Annotated in this window: 11 protein-coding genes and 1 tRNA gene; 9 read left to right on the forward strand and 3 right to left on the reverse strand. The window is 63.8% G+C overall.

From position 1 onward, the window contains the following. Position 1 precedes the first annotated feature (1 nt). Positions 2-87, reverse strand: a tRNA-Leu gene (locus ACSR1C_RS01300). Positions 88-231: 144 nt separating this feature from the next. Between ACSR1C_RS01300 and ACSR1C_RS01305 the strand changes: the two genes are divergently transcribed. After that, on the forward strand, positions 232-1,215 hold the full coding sequence (locus ACSR1C_RS01305; RefSeq protein WP_460257512.1) for a complex I NDUFA9 subunit family protein: 984 nt from the start codon (positions 232-234) through the stop codon (positions 1,213-1,215). Between the two features lie 4 nt (positions 1,216-1,219). Here ACSR1C_RS01305 and ACSR1C_RS01310 read toward each other — a convergent pair whose 3' ends face one another. Continuing rightward, complete coding sequence (locus tag ACSR1C_RS01310) at positions 1,220-2,023, reverse strand: undecaprenyl-diphosphate phosphatase (protein ID WP_460257513.1); 804 nt, start codon at positions 2,021-2,023, stop codon at positions 1,220-1,222. Between the two features lie 217 nt (positions 2,024-2,240). Here ACSR1C_RS01310 and ACSR1C_RS01315 point away from each other — a divergent pair, with 217 nt between their 5' ends. The 7 genes from ACSR1C_RS01315 to queG all read left to right on the forward strand — a co-directional run bounded on the left by ACSR1C_RS01315 (position 2,241) and on the right by queG (position 12,300). Next, positions 2,241-3,674 carry an NAD(P)-dependent oxidoreductase gene (locus ACSR1C_RS01315; protein ID WP_460257514.1) on the forward strand — a complete coding sequence of 478 codons (1,434 nt, stop codon included), beginning with the start codon at positions 2,241-2,243 and terminating at the stop codon, positions 3,672-3,674. Between the two features lie 82 nt (positions 3,675-3,756). Continuing rightward, entirely contained in the window at positions 3,757-4,197 is a 441-nt protein-coding gene (locus ACSR1C_RS01320) for a GFA family protein (RefSeq protein ID WP_460257515.1), read from the forward strand. Positions 4,198-4,199: 2 nt separating this feature from the next. Continuing rightward, the gene (gene gltB / locus ACSR1C_RS01325) at positions 4,200-8,738 is read left to right on the forward strand and encodes a glutamate synthase large subunit (protein ID WP_460257516.1); all 4,539 of its coding nucleotides are present in this window, start codon (positions 4,200-4,202) and stop codon (positions 8,736-8,738) included. A 169-nt stretch (positions 8,739-8,907) separates the two neighbouring features. After that, the gene (locus ACSR1C_RS01330) at positions 8,908-9,711 is read left to right on the forward strand and encodes a sulfotransferase family protein (RefSeq protein WP_460257517.1); all 804 of its coding nucleotides are present in this window, start codon (positions 8,908-8,910) and stop codon (positions 9,709-9,711) included. 10 nt (positions 9,712-9,721) lie between these two features. Further along, positions 9,722-10,456 (forward strand): monofunctional biosynthetic peptidoglycan transglycosylase, encoded by a 735-nt coding sequence (gene mtgA, locus ACSR1C_RS01335; protein WP_460257518.1) that lies wholly within the window; start codon positions 9,722-9,724, stop codon positions 10,454-10,456. Positions 10,457-10,512: 56 nt separating this feature from the next. Further along, on the forward strand, positions 10,513-11,178 hold the full coding sequence (gene fzlA / locus ACSR1C_RS01340) for an FtsZ-binding protein FzlA (RefSeq protein ID WP_460257519.1): 666 nt from the start codon (positions 10,513-10,515) through the stop codon (positions 11,176-11,178). A 99-nt stretch (positions 11,179-11,277) separates the two neighbouring features. After that, complete coding sequence (gene queG / locus ACSR1C_RS01345; RefSeq protein WP_460257926.1) at positions 11,278-12,300, forward strand: tRNA epoxyqueuosine(34) reductase QueG; 1,023 nt, start codon at positions 11,278-11,280, stop codon at positions 12,298-12,300. On the opposite strand, the gene ACSR1C_RS01350 is transcribed toward queG, so the two are convergent. After that, positions 12,297-13,106: a DUF4198 domain-containing protein gene (locus tag ACSR1C_RS01350; protein ID WP_460257520.1), complete on the reverse strand. Its 810-nt coding sequence runs from the start codon at positions 13,104-13,106 to the stop codon at positions 12,297-12,299. The genes queG and ACSR1C_RS01350 overlap by 4 nt on opposite strands. Here ACSR1C_RS01350 and ACSR1C_RS01355 point away from each other — a divergent pair. Beyond that, a complete protein-coding gene (locus ACSR1C_RS01355; RefSeq protein WP_460257521.1) occupies positions 13,105-14,277 on the forward strand; it encodes a HupE/UreJ family protein in 1,173 nt (390 codons plus the stop codon). The two genes, ACSR1C_RS01350 and ACSR1C_RS01355, sit on opposite strands and share 2 nt — an antisense overlap. The last annotated feature ends 23 nt before the right edge of the window (positions 14,278-14,300 follow it).

The following is a 14,300-nucleotide window of genomic DNA, read 5'->3' on the forward strand; positions in this document are numbered from 1 at the left end:
GTGGTGCCCAGGAGAGGACTCGAACCTCCACATCGTTGCCAATACTAGCACCTGAAGCTAGCGCGTCTACCATTCCGCCACCTGGGCAGGTGTCGTGGAGCGGGGATTTATAACCGGGTGCGGGCGGTGTCAACGGGTCATTGCAGAAGAATGTGAACTTATCGGATATCCGCTTGTTTGGCCGGGACCGGAAAGCTATCAGAGAAGGAACCGAGGCATGGAGGCGTTAAGATGTCCAAGCTTGTGACCATTTACGGCGGATCCGGGTTTGTCGGGCGCTATATCGCGCGGCGCCTGGCGCTGCAGGGCTGGCGCGTGCGGGTGGCCGTGCGCCGCCCGAACGAGGCGCTTCATGTCAAACCATACGGCGTTGTCGGCCAGGTCGAGCCGGTTTTCTGCAACATCCGCGACGACGATTCGGTACGCGCGGTTATGCAGGGCGCCGATGCGGTGGTGAACTGCGTCGGTATCCTGAACGAGATCGGCAAAAACAAGTTCGACGCGGTGCAGAACGAAGGCGCCGAACGGATCGCCCGGATCGCCGCTGACGAAGGTGTGGCGCACTTGGTGCATCTGTCGGCAATCGGCGCCGATGCCGAATCGGACAGCGCCTATGCCCGGACCAAAGGATTGGGCGAGGCGGGCGTTCTGGCCCATTTCCCGGCGGCGGTGATTTTGCGCCCGTCGGTGATCTTCGGCACCGAGGATCAGTTCTTCAACCGGTTCGCCGGCATGACGCGCTGGGGCCCGATCCTGTGGATCGTGGGCGGCGCGACCCGGTTTCAGCCGGTCTATGTGGATGACGTGGCCCGCGCAGCCGTGGCCGCCGTGCAGGGGCAGGCCACGCCGGGGGTGTATGAACTTGGCGGCCCCGAGGTCAAAACCCTGCGCGAACTGATGCAGGACATGCTGAAGGTGGTGCATCGCCGCCGCCTGATTGTGAACCTGTCGTTCTTTGGCGGGCGGATCGTGGCCGGGCTGTGCGATACGGTCCAGTTTCTGACCGCGGGTCTGATGACCAACACGGTGCTGACCGGCGATCAGGTCAAGAACCTGCGCCGGGACAATGTGGTGGCCGAGGATGCGCAGGGCTTTGCCGCGCTGGGCATCGTGCCCACGCCCTATCAGGCGATCGTGCCGGAATACCTGTATCGCTTCCGCCCGTCGGGCCAGTATGACGCGATCACGGATTCGGCGAAGAACCTTAAGGCGTGATTGCCTAGCGGTAGGCGATGACCAGCAGGACCACGCCCAGGACCACCCGGTAGATCACATAGGGCGTGAAACTGACCGAACGCAGCAGCCGCATCATCAGCGTCAGCGCCAGCAGCGCCGAGACAAAGGCGAAAAAGGCAGCAATTGCCCCGTCGCGCGCGGCGGCGGCATCGGCCTGCATCGCGACTTCGGCCCCCAGCAGCACGCCCGAGGCGATGATTGTCGGGATCGACATCAGCATCGACAGCCGCGCCGCATCCGCCCGCTTGTAGCCCAGCATCCGCGCACCCGAAATGGTGATGCCGGACCGTGACGTTCCGGGGATCAGCGCCACCGCCTGCCACAGCCCCATGGTGATGGCATGGCGCAGGGTCCAGTCCTCGGCGACATGCTCGGCGGGGCCTTTCTGATCGGTCCAGTACAGGAAGATACCGAACAGCAGCATGGTCCAGCCGATCACCGCGACAGAGCGCATCGCCTCGTCCAGCCCGGTCAGTTTCAGCGCCAGCCCGGCCAGGATCACCGGGATCGTCGCGACGATCAGCAGAAAGGCCAGTTTCGCGCCCGGCGTATCCATCTTGCCGCGCATCAGCCGGCCAAGTCCGACAAAGGCGCTGGCCACGTCATGACGGAAATACAGGATCACCGCGAACAGCGTGCCCACATGCACCGCCACGTCGATCACCTGGCCCTGATCCGCATGGCCGCTGAGCGACGGAAGCAGAATCAGATGCCCCGAAGAGGAGATTGGCAGGAATTCGGTCACCCCCTGGATGACCGCGACGATCAGAAGATAATACAATGACATATGCGCCCCGCCATCCAAGTTTAGTGGCATCCTAGTGGTGTGATTCGAAAAGGAAAGAAGCTTAATATGGAAGCAATGCTTACCTAAAATATGTGCCTGTGACGGCAAAAGTATGCCTGAGGATGAAAATATATCGCTTTTAGGTAAGTGTGTCTGACTTTTATTTTTCTGACAAGCGCCGTAAGAGGGGCGCGCTGATAGTTCCGAGGGGTTGGCAATGGCGAAGCAACAGATGCTCCAGTTCGTGGATGTGCAAAAGGAAATGCCGGAAAAGCGGCCTCCGAATCTGCGCAGCAAGGATTTTCACGAAATTTATGCCGAATATGCCGATGAAAAGGCAAGGGTACAGGCCAGCCGGTGCAGCCAGTGCGGTGTGCCCTATTGCCAGTCGCATTGCCCGTTGCACAACAATATCCCCGATTGGCTGCGCCTGACCGCCGAAGGGCGGTTGCAGGAAGCCTATGAGCTTAGCCAGGCCACCAATACCTTTCCGGAGATCTGCGGCCGCATCTGCCCGCAGGACCGCCTGTGCGAAGGCAATTGCGTGATCGAGCAATCCAGCCACGGCACCGTGACCATCGGTTCGGTCGAAAAATACATCACCGATACCGCCTGGGAAAAGGGCTGGGTCCTGCCCGTCGCCCCGGTGAAGGAACGGACCGAAAGCGTGGCGATCATCGGTGCGGGTCCCGGCGGGTTGGCGGCGGCCGACGCGCTGCGCCGCAAGGGGATTCAGGTCACGGTCTATGACCGGTATGACCGCGCCGGCGGGCTGCTGACCTATGGCATCCCCGGCTTCAAGCTGGAAAAAGACGTGGTCATGCGCCGGGTCGAGTTGCTGGAGCAATCCGGCGTCGAATTTGTGCTGAACTGCACTGTCGGTCAGGATATCAGCTTTGACGCGATCCGCGGCAAGTTCGACGCGGTGCTGATCGGCACCGGCGTTTACAAGACCCGCGATCTGCAGGGGCCGGGCTCGGGTGCCGAAGGGATCGTGCGCGCGATCGACTATCTGACCGCCAGCAACCGCAAAAGCTTTGGCGACGAGGTGCCGGAATATGACAGCGGCGAGTTGAACGCCGAGGGCAAGCGCGTCGTGGTGATCGGCGGCGGCGATACCGCGATGGACTGTGTGCGCACGGCGATCCGGCAGGGCGCGGTCAGCGTGAAATGTCTTTATCGTCGCGACAGGGCGAACATGCCGGGCAGCCAGCGCGAAGTGCAGAATGCCGAGGAAGAGGGCGTCGAATTCGTCTGGCTGTCTGCCCCCCAGGGCTTTGCCGGCGACCATGTCGAAAGCGTGATGGTGCAGAAGATGCGCCTGGGCCTGCCCGATGCGTCGGGCCGTCAGTCGCCCGAGGTGATCGAAGGCGCCGATTATGTCGAGCCCGCCGATCTGGTGATCAAGGCGCTGGGGTTCGAGCCCGAGGATCTGCCGACGCTTTGGGGCGAGCCGGCGCTGGAGGTCACCCGCTGGGGCACGATCAAGGCCGATTTCCGCAGCCACGAGACCAGCCTGCCGGGCGTGTTTGCCGTGGGCGATATCGTGCGCGGCGCGTCGCTGGTGGTCTGGGCGATCCGTGACGGGCGCGAAGCCGCCGACAGCATCCTGACCTATCTGGCGCAGCCCGCGCAGGTCGCGGCGGAATAAGCCTTTAGCCGGGCCGGAATTCACCCATCGCCGACAGCGCCGATTTGCGGATCTGGCCGGCGACAAACAGAGGACACTCACGATGCGTGACAAGATCGGCCAATGCCTGTGCGGCGCTGTTTCCTTTACCGCGCGGGATGTGCCTTTGGATTTCGGGGCCTGCTATTGCGACATGTGCAAGCGCTGGGCCGGGTTCGCGCTGTTCAGCGTCTCGGTCAAGCTGGACAAGATCGCATGGACCGGCGCGGAAAATATCGCGCGGGTTCAGACCTCGGACTGGGCCGAACGCGCCCATTGCGCCAAATGCGGCAGCGGGCTGTGGTACAAGGTGACCACCGAGGGTTATCCCGGCAATGATCTGAGTGTGCCCATCGGCCTGTTGAACGACACCAGTGGCATGACGCTGGCGCGCGAATTCTATGTGGACCGGAAGACGGACGCCTATGACTTCCCCGCAGATACCATCAAAATGACCGAAGCCGAGGTGATTGCCATGTTCGCACCGACGGGCGAGGAGAGCTGAAAATGACCAAATACGATGAAAACTGGGTGGCCGCCGAAGAGGCCAAGCGCAAATTCATGGCCGAGAACGGTCTGTACCGCGAAGAGGACGAGCATTCGTCCTGCGGCGTCGGGCTTGTGGTGTCGATTAATGGCAAGCCCAGCCGCAAGGTCGTGGAAAACGGGATCAACGCGCTGAAGGCGATCTGGCATCGCGGCGCGGTGGATGCGGATGGCAAGACCGGCGACGGCGCGGGCATTCATGTGCAGATTCCGGTGCCCTTCTTCTATGATCAGATCCGTCGCACCGGGCACGAACCGCATCTGGACCGGCTGATCGCCGTGGGTCAGGTCTTTCTGCCGCGCACCGATTTCGGGGCGCAGGAAACCTGCCGGACCATCGTCGAGGCCGAAGTGCTGCGGATGGGCTATTACATTTATGGCTGGCGCCATGTGCCGGTGAATATCGAGGTTCTGGGCGAAAAGGCCAACGCCACCCGCCCCGAGATCGAGCAGATCATCATTTCCAACGTCAAGGGCGTGGACGAAGAGACCTTCGAGCGCGAGCTTTACGTGATCCGCCGCCGGATCGAAAAAGCCGCCGCCGCCGCCGGTGTGCAGTCGCTTTATATCTGTTCGCTGTCGTGCCGCTCGGTCATCTACAAGGGCATGATGCTGGCCGAGGACGTGGCCGAATTCTATCCCGACCTCAAGGACGCCCGGTTCGAAAGCGCCTTTGCGATCTATCATCAGCGCTATTCGACCAACACCTTCCCGCAGTGGTGGCTGGCACAGCCGTTCCGGATGCTGGCCCATAACGGCGAGATCAACACGCTGAAGGGCAACCTGAACTGGATGAAAAGCCACGAGATCCGCATGGCCTCGGGCGCATTCGGCGAGTTGGCCGATGACATCAAGCCGATCGTGCCGCAGGGCAGTTCGGATTCGGCGGCGCTGGACGCGGTGTTCGAGGTTCTGGTCCGGGCCGGGCGCAACGCGCCGATGGCCAAGACCATGCTGATCCCCGAAAGCTGGTCCAAGCAGGCGATCGAGCTGCCCGAGTCGTGGCGCGACATGTATTCTTATTGCAACTCTGTGATGGAACCCTGGGACGGCCCCGCCGCCCTGGCGATGACCGATGGCCGCTGGGTCTGTGCCGGGCTGGACCGCAACGGTTTGCGCCCGATGCGCTATGTCGTGACTGGCGACGGGATGCTGATTGCCGGGTCCGAGGCGGGCATGGTGCCGACCAACGAAGCCACCGTGCGTGAAAAAGGCGCGCTTGGGCCGGGTCAGCTGATCGCGGTGGACACCCGCGAGGGCGTGCTGTTCCACGACACGGAAATCAAGGACAAGCTGGCCAACTCGCGCCCCTTCGGCGACTGGGTCGGCAAGATCAACGAGCTGGACCAAGCGCTGGGCGACATCGTCGAAAAGCCGCTGTTCGAGGGTGCCGAGCTGCGCAAGCGGCAGATCGCGGCGGGCTACAGCATCGAAGAGCTGGAACAGATCCTGACGCCGATGGCCGAGGACGCCAAAGAGGCGATCGCCTCGATGGGCGATGACACGCCGTCGGCGGTATTGTCGGAGAAATACCGCCCGCTGAGCCACTTCTTCCGCCAGAATTTCAGCCAGGTGACCAACCCGCCGATCGATTCCTTGCGCGAATACCGGGTGATGAGCCTGAAGACACGGTTCGGCAACCTCAAGAACGTTCTGGACGAGGACAGCAGCCAGACCGAGATTCTGGTGCTGGAAAGCCCCTTTGTGGGCAATGCCCAGTTCGCCGAGATGATCGAGCATTTCAACGCGCCGATGGTCGAGATCGACTGTACCTTCGCCGCCGATGGCGGGCACGAGGCGCTGCATGATGCGCTGACGCGGATCCGGGCCGAGGCCGAGGATGCGGTGCGCTCGGGCGGCGGGCATCTGGTGCTGACCGATCAGCATCAGGGGCCGGGCAAGGTGGCGATGCCGATGATCCTGGCCACCAGCGCGGTGCATTCCTGGCTGACGCGCAAGGGGCTGCGGACCTTCTGTTCGGTTGGTGTGCGGTCTGCCGAATGTGTGGATCCGCATTACTTTGCGGTGCTGATCGGCTGCGGCGCGACCATCGTCAACGCCTATCTGGCCGAGGACAGCCTGGCCGACCGCATCAAGCGCGGGCTGCTGGACATGACCCTGACCGAGGCGGTGGCGAATTACCGCAACGCGGTGGATTACGGGTTGCTGAAGATCATGTCGAAGATGGGGATTTCGGTGATTTCCTCGTATCGCGGCGGTCTGAATTTCGAGGCCGTCGGCCTGAGCCGCGCCATGTGCGCCGAATATTTCCCGGGAATGCACAGCCGCATTTCGGGGATCGGGGTCAGCGGCATCCAGCGCAAGCTGGAAGAGGTCCACGCCCGTGGTTGGAAAGGCGGCGCCGACGTCCTGCCGATCGGTGGTTTCTACAAGGCGCGGCGCACCGGCGAGAAACACGCCTGGGAAGCGCAGACCATGCACATGCTGCAATCGGCCTGCGACAGTGCCTCGTATGAAATGTGGAAGAAATACTCGGCCGCGATGCGGGCGAACCCGCCGATCCATCTGCGCGATCTGCTGGATATCAAGGCCATCGGCAAGCCGGTCCCGATCGAAGAGGTGGAAAGCATCACCTCGATCCGCAAGCGGTTCGTGACGCCGGGCATGTCCTTGGGCGCGCTGTCGCCCGAGGCACATAAAACGCTGAATGTGGCGATGAACCGGATCGGGGCCAAGTCCGACAGCGGCGAGGGCGGCGAAGATCCGGCGCATTTCGTGCCTGAACCCAATGGCGACAACCCCTCGGCCAAGATCAAGCAGGTGGCGTCGGGCCGGTTCGGTGTGACCGCCGAATATCTGAACCACTGCGAAGAGCTGGAAATCAAGGTGGCCCAGGGCGCCAAGCCCGGCGAGGGTGGCCAGCTTCCGGGCATGAAGGTCACCGACCTGATCGCCCGCCTGCGCCATTCGACCAAGGGCGTCACGCTGATTTCGCCGCCGCCGCACCACGATATCTATTCGATCGAGGATCTGGCGCAGCTGATCTATGACCTCAAGCAGATCAACCCGCGCTGCAAGGTGACGGTCAAGCTGGTAGCGTCCAGCGGCGTCGGCACGATTGCCGCCGGCGTGGCCAAGGCCAAGGCCGATACGATCCTGATTTCGGGCCATAACGGCGGCACCGGCGCGTCGCCCGCGACGTCGATCAAATACGCCGGTCTGCCCTGGGAAATGGGTCTGACCGAGGCGCACCAGGTTCTGGCGATGAACAAGCTGCGCGACCGGGTGACGCTGCGCACCGATGGCGGCCTGCGCACCGGGCGCGACATCGTCATGGCCGCAATGATGGGGGCCGAGGAATACGGCATCGGCACCGCTGCGCTGATCGCGATGGGCTGTATCATGGTGCGCCAGTGCCAGTCGAACACCTGCCCGGTGGGCGTCTGTACCCAGGATCCGCGTCTGCGCGCGAAATTCACCGGCAATGCCGACAAGGTGGTGAACCTGATCACCTTCTACGCCCAGGAAGTGCGCGAAATTCTTGCCGGCATCGGTGCGCGGTCGCTGGACGATGTGATCGGCCGGGCCGATCTGCTGACCCAGGTCAGCCGCGGTTCGGCGCATTTGGACGATCTGGATCTGAACCCGCTGCTGATCACCGTCGATGGCGCGGCCAAGATCGTCTATGACCGCTACAAGCCGCGCAATGCGGTGCCCGATACGCTGGACGCGCAGATCGTGGCCGATGGCCACCGCTTCTTCGAGGATGGCGAGAAGATGCAGCTGTCCTATGCGGTGCGCAACACGCTGCGCACCATCGGCACGCGGGCGTCCAGCCATATCGTGCAGCGTTTCGGGATGCGCAACAGCCTGCAACCCGACCACCTGACGGTCAAGCTGACCGGCAGCGCGGGCCAAAGCCTGGGCGCCTTCGCGGCACCGGGGCTGAAGCTGGAAGTGTCGGGCGACGCGAACGACTATGTCGGCAAGGGCCTGTCGGGCGGCACCATCGTGGTGCGCCCGCCGATGGCCAGCCCGCTGATCGCGAGCGAGAATACGATCATCGGCAATACCGTGCTGTATGGCGCAACCGACGGCTATCTGTTTGCCGCCGGCCGCGCGGGCGAACGGTTCGCGGTGCGCAACTCGGGCGCCAGGGTGGTGATCGAGGGCTGCGGCAGCAACGGTTGTGAATACATGACCGGCGGCGTTGCGGTGATCCTGGGCACCATCGGGGCCAATTTCGGGGCCGGCATGACCGGCGGCATGGCCTATCTTCATGACCCGGATGGCAAGGTGGCGGACATGATGAACATGGAAACCGTGGTCACCTGCCCGGTTGGCACCGCCCATTGGGAGGCCCAGCTGAAGGATCTGATCGAGCGTCACGTGGCCGAAACCAGCAGCCGCAAAGCAGCCGACATCCTGCAGCACTGGGATCTGGAGCGTGGCAATTTCGTGCAGGTCTGCCCGAAAGAGATGCTCGACAAGCTGGCCCATCCGCTGACCGAGGATCTGCAGGCAGTTCCGGCCGAATAACGGCAGGGGCCTGCGCGGGATTTAAGGCGCCGCTCTTTGCGGCGCCTTTTTTCGTTTTTTGTATGGCCCGGACCTGCACGAAGCAGACACATCTGGTCTTGTCCGTTCAGGGGGTTCTGATTTTCAGGGAAAAGCTGTATTCGTGCCGTTCCCGGTTCTGAGAAAGCCTATGTTCAAGCGCTTGAAAACGAAATCGCGCACGCCGCTTCGTCCCGCTGCTGTTCCTGACGGCCCGCTGATCCGCGCGGCGGCGCAGCCGCGCGAATTTGACCAGTATCTGTTTATCTGCGGTCTGCACCGCAGCGGGACCACCCTTTTGGAACAGATGCTGTCGGCGCTTTATGACGTTGCCGTGCTGCGCGCCGATGCGGTGCCCGAAAACGAGGGCCAGTTCCTGCAGGATGTTTACCCCCGGGCGGGTCTGCATGGCGGGCCGGGCCGGTTTGCGTTCGATCGCGCGATGTATCCCGCGCCCCCGCCGCCGGATAAGGCCGCCGCGCTGAAACAGCGCCTGATGTGTTGCTGGACCCCCTGGATTGACGGCGAAGGCCGCAGCTTTGTGGAAAAAAGCCCGCCCAACATCACCAAGATCGGCTGGCTTCGGGCGGTGTTTCCGGGCGCGCGTTTCATCATCATTTCGCGCGATCCGCGTGCGGTGGCCGCCGCCACGCAAAAATGGTCGGGGCTGTCGATTTCCGAGATGGTCCTGCACTGGAACGCGGCCTATACGGCGGCGCTGGATGCGGCGGGCGACGATTGTCTGTTTGTAACCTATGAGTCGCTTTGCGACGATCCGATGCGCGTGCTGAACCGGCTGGGCGCCGCCCTGTCGCTACCGCAGCGGGAAAAGGCACTGGTCCTGCCCGGACGGTTCGCCGATATCCGCAACAGCAACGCGGATTATATCGCGGGCATGGAAAACAACCGCTATGGGCGCGGGGTGTGGGATGAACTGGGCTATGTTCTGGATTGAGCGCTGAGTTTTGGCGAAAACAACGAAAACCAAGAAGCGGCCGGCAAAGGCCAAACCGGCCACGCGTTTGTCGCGCGGCGCGCGCTGGTTGCTGCGGCGTGTGCTGCGGGGCGCGGTGGTGGTGTTTCTGGCGGTTGTGGCGCTGCTGCTGCTGTTTCGGTTCGTGAACCCGCCCCTGACCCATACGATCTGGTCCGAATCCCGCCGCCTGGACGGGGTGACGCGCCAATGGGTTCCGATTAACGAGGTCGCGCCCGCCGCCGTGCGGGCCGTGGTCGCAGCCGAGGATGCCAATTTCTGCCGTCACTGGGGGTTTGACGTGGCCGCGATTCGCGCGGCGCTGGACGAAGGCGCGGTGCGCGGGGGGTCGTCCATCAGCCAGCAGACGGCGAAGAACGTGTTCCTGTGGCAGGGCCGCAGCTGGATCCGCAAGGCGCTGGAGGCCGTGCTGACCCCGATGATCGAGGCCGCCTGGCCCAAGCGGCGGATCCTGGAGGTGTATCTGAACGTGGCGGAATTCGGCGAGGGTGTGTTTGGCATCAATGCGGCCGCCCATCACTATTTCCGGGTGGCGCCGGCCGATCTGACCCCGGAACAGGGCGCACGCCTTGCGGTTGTGCTGCCCGATCCGAAAGGGCGCGATGCGGCGCGGCTGTCGCCCGCGCTGCGCCGGCATGCGGCACGGGTTCAGGACGGGGCGGCGACTATTCTGGCGGATGGCCGCGCATCCTGTTTCGGCGGTTGAAAATCCCGGCCCGGCGCGGCAAGAGAGTGGGAATTACAGCAAGATCAGGCCCTATCATGAACCGCATGTTCCATGTTCCCTTGTCCCCTTTCTGCCGCAAGGTGCGCCTTGTGCTGGCCGAAAAGAAGATCGAGGTGGAACTGATCGAAGAGCGGTATTGGGAACAGAGCCCCGATTTCATGCGCCGCAATCCGGCAGGCAAGGTGCCCGTGCTGCGGATGGACGGGCGCACCATGTCCGAAAGTCAGGCGATCTGCGAATATATCGAAGAGACCAACCCCACGCCCATGCTGATCCCGTCCAGCCCCGCCGACCGCTATGAGGTGCGGCGGCTGATCTTCTGGTTCGATGACAAGTTCCATGCCGAGGTGACCTCGAAGCTGTTGTACGAGCGGGTCAACAAGAAGGTGATGGGACAGGGCTATCCCGACAGCAAGAACGTGAAATCCGGCGCGCAGAAGATCAAATATCACCTCGATTATCTGGGCTGGTTGCTGGATCAGCGGCGCTGGCTGGCCGGTGATGTGATGACGCTGGCTGATTTTACCGCTGCGGCGCATCTGTCATGCCTCGATTACATCAGCGATGTGGACTGGAACCGGAACGCCAACGTGAAAGACTGGTACGCCAAGATCAAGTCGCGCCCGGCGTTTCGCGGGCTGCTGGCCGACCAGGTGCCGGGATTCCCGCCGCCGCAGCATTATGCCGATCTGGATTTCTGATCCCCGTACCGGGCAGGGGGGCTGTCTGCCCCCCCGCGCCTGCGGCGCGTCCCCCCGAGGATATTTTCACGAAAAAGAAGGTATGGTCCGGTGCAGGGATTGAAGGCGCGGCTGGTGGCGCAGGCGCGCGCCGAGGGGTTTGCCGCCTGCGGCATCTGCGCACCCGGTGCGATTCCGCAGGCCGCCGCGCGGCTGGAGGCGTTCGTGGCGGGCGGGCGGCACGGGCAGATGGGCTGGATGGAAGAGCGGATGGGCTGGCGCGGCGATCCGGAGGCGCTGTGGCCCGCGGCGCGCAGCGTGATCATGCTGGCCGAGCCCTATACGCCTGATCACGATCCGATGGCGGTGCTGGAGCAGCCCGACCGGGCGGCGATTTCGGTCTATGCGCAGAACCGTGATTATCACGATGTGGTCAAGAAGCGGCTGAAGCGGCTGGGCCGCTGGCTGCTGGAGCAGGAACCGGGCGCGCAGATCAAGGTTTTTGTCGATACCGCGCCGGTGATGGAAAAGCCGCTGGCGCAGGCCGCCGGGCTGGGCTGGCAGGGCAAGCATACCAACCTGCTGGGCCGCGATCTGGGCAGTTGGTTCTTTCTGGGTGCGATCTTTACCACGGTGGAATTCGAGCCTGATCCACCTGAAACCGAGCATTGCGGCACCTGCACCGCCTGTCTGGACATCTGCCCGACGCGGGCGTTTCCGGCGCCGTTTCAGCTCGATGCACGGCGGTGTATTTCTTATCTGACGATCGAGCATCACGGCCCGGTGGACGAAGAGCTGCGCCCGCTGATGGGCAACCGCATTTACGGCTGCGACGATTGTCTGGCGGTTTGTCCCTGGAACAAGTTCGCCGCCGAGGCGCGCGAGGTGAAGTACCAAGCGCGCGACGATCTGCGCGCGCCAAAGCTGGCCGATCTGGCGGGGCTGGACGATGCGGCGTTTCGGGCGCTGTTTTCCGGCTCGCCGATCAAGCGGATCGGCCGCAATCGTTTCGTGCGCAACGTGCTTTATGCGATTGGGAATTCGGGGGACCCGGCGTTGCGCGGCGTGGCGGCGGGATTGGTGGCGGATGCGGATCCGGCGGTGGCCGATGCGGCGCGCTGGGCGGTCGGGCGGCTGGCCTAGCCGGGTATGGCGAAGGTCAGCGCCGCCCAAAGGGACCGCCAGACCGGCCCGGCGGCAGGGTCGTCATTGCCCGTGTCGCGCAGCACGACGGCGTCCAGCAGGTATTCGTGGCCGGGCTGCACCGGGACCGTCACCTGACCCTGATCGTCGGTGGTCAGGCGGGCCGTGGTCACCGTGCCGTCGGGTGCGCGTGCGAACACTTCAAGCTGCGCACCCACGCGCGGCGCCCTCTGATACAGAACCCGCACCGGAAGCCCACCCGCCAGCGCATCGGTGTAGGGATTGGCCAGCGCGATGATTTCTGTCTCCAGCCCCATATTGCGATCCTGACCGGCGCCATCGCCCACGGCGACCAGCGCCTTGGCATAGCGGCGATAGCTTTCGCTGAATCCGGTCTGCGGCAGGTGGCGGTCCATATGTGCCGCTGGCAGGCCGGGAAAGGCCTTGTGCGCGACGAAGGAGGCGAATTTATCCCATTCGGTATAGGTCAGGCTGGTGTCGGTGGTTTCGTGCACCAGAATGGCCAGCCCGCTTTGCGGGGCGGCCATGGCCAGCGCCGGGCGGTCGCCCATGCGGCCCGGCACCTGCATCACTGTGTCGCCCATCACAAGCTCGAACCGGGCGGTGCGATCGGGGATATAGGCATAGGCGGCGCCGGCGAAATTCTGCCCGACCCGGATGTCGGCGCGGATGGGCTGATCCGGCGCCACCTGATACTGTTCGGGTGACAGCCAGAATTCATGGGCGGTGGCGGAGACCGCGAAAAGCATTGTGGCAAGGGTGGACAGAAGGACCGGAAGGCGCATGGCGAGACTGACCTTTTCTTTGCGGGCAAACCTGACACGCGCGGGGGGCAAGTCAAGCCTCGCCGCGCTGATTGCGGCGCTGGCGCTGTGGCTGGCGGTGCCGCCTGTCGCCGCGCATGAGGTGCGTCCGGCGGTGGGGGACGTGACGGTGGGGGCCGACACGGTGCGCCTTGATCTGCGCCTGACGCTGGAGGCGATGGTGTCGGGGATCGACCTGAACGGGCTGGACGATACCAACGAGTCCCCGCTGTCGGGCTATTACGATCAACTGCGTGCGACCCCGCCCGAGGCGTTGGAGGCCGCGTTCCGCAAGGCCTGGCCGCGCATCCGTGACGGGTTGTTCATCGAGGCGGAGGGCCAGCGCCTGACGCCCGAGATTTCGGATATCCACATCCCGCCGGTGGGCGATGTGGCCTTGCCGCGCGATTCGACCGTGGTGGTGACAGCGACACTGCCGCCCGGCGACGGGCCGGTGACGGCGGGGTGGAATGCGGCGTTCGGCCCGCTGGTGCTGCGCCAGATGGGGGAGGGTGACGCGCTTTATACCGGCTATCTGCAGGGCGGGCAGAAAAGCGACCCGTTGCCGCGTCAGGGGGTGGCGCGGCTGGGCGCGCTGACCGAATTCGGCCGCTATGTCGTACTGGGGTTCGAGCATATCGTGCCCAAGGGGCTGGATCATATTCTGTTCGTGTTGGGGCTGTTCTTCTTTTCGCTGCACCTGCGGCCGCTGTTGTTGCAGGTTACGGCCTTTACGCTGGCGCATACGGTCACGCTGGCGCTGGCAACGCTGAAAATCGTCTCTGTTCCCGCGCAAATCGTCGAGCCGCTGATCGCGGCGTCGATCGTCTATGTGGCGGTGGAAAATGTGCTTGGCGTGCAGATGAGCCTGCGCCGGATCGCGGTGGTGTTCGGGTTCGGGCTGTTGCACGGGCTGGGTTTTGCCAGTGTTCTGGGCGAGATCGGGCTGAACCCGGCGCGGCTGATCGCCGATCTGATCGGGTTCAATATCGGGGTTGAATTCGGTCAGCTTGCGGTAATCGCGGTGGCGTTCCTGCTGGTGGGGGCCTGGTTCGGGCACAAGCCGTGGTACCGGGCGCGGGTCGCGGTGCCGGCCTCGGTCGTGATTGCGCTGGTGGGGGCGTGGTGGTTCGTGCAGCGGACGATTTTGTGAACATGGGTCGCATGTCATGGGCA

The organism is Actibacterium sp. D185-2 (assembly GCF_054954595.1).

Coding starts and splice junctions, on each gene's coding strand:
- ACSR1C_RS01305 (WP_460257512.1), top strand. CDS start 232: ATGTCCAAGCTTGTGACCATTTACGGCGGATCCGGGTTTGTCGGGCGC.
- ACSR1C_RS01355 (WP_460257521.1), top strand. CDS start 13,105: ATGGCGAGACTGACCTTTTCTTTGCGGGCAAACCTGACACGCGCGGGG.
- ACSR1C_RS01350 (WP_460257520.1), bottom strand. CDS start 13,106: ATGCGCCTTCCGGTCCTTCTGTCCACCCTTGCCACAATGCTTTTCGCG.
- ACSR1C_RS01310 (WP_460257513.1), bottom strand. CDS start 2,023: ATGTCATTGTATTATCTTCTGATCGTCGCGGTCATCCAGGGGGTGACC.
- ACSR1C_RS01330 (WP_460257517.1), top strand. CDS start 8,908: ATGTTCAAGCGCTTGAAAACGAAATCGCGCACGCCGCTTCGTCCCGCT.
- ACSR1C_RS01315 (WP_460257514.1), top strand. CDS start 2,241: ATGGCGAAGCAACAGATGCTCCAGTTCGTGGATGTGCAAAAGGAAATG.
- ACSR1C_RS01320 (WP_460257515.1), top strand. CDS start 3,757: ATGCGTGACAAGATCGGCCAATGCCTGTGCGGCGCTGTTTCCTTTACC.
- gltB (WP_460257516.1), top strand. CDS start 4,200: ATGACCAAATACGATGAAAACTGGGTGGCCGCCGAAGAGGCCAAGCGC.
- fzlA (WP_460257519.1), top strand. CDS start 10,513: ATGAACCGCATGTTCCATGTTCCCTTGTCCCCTTTCTGCCGCAAGGTG.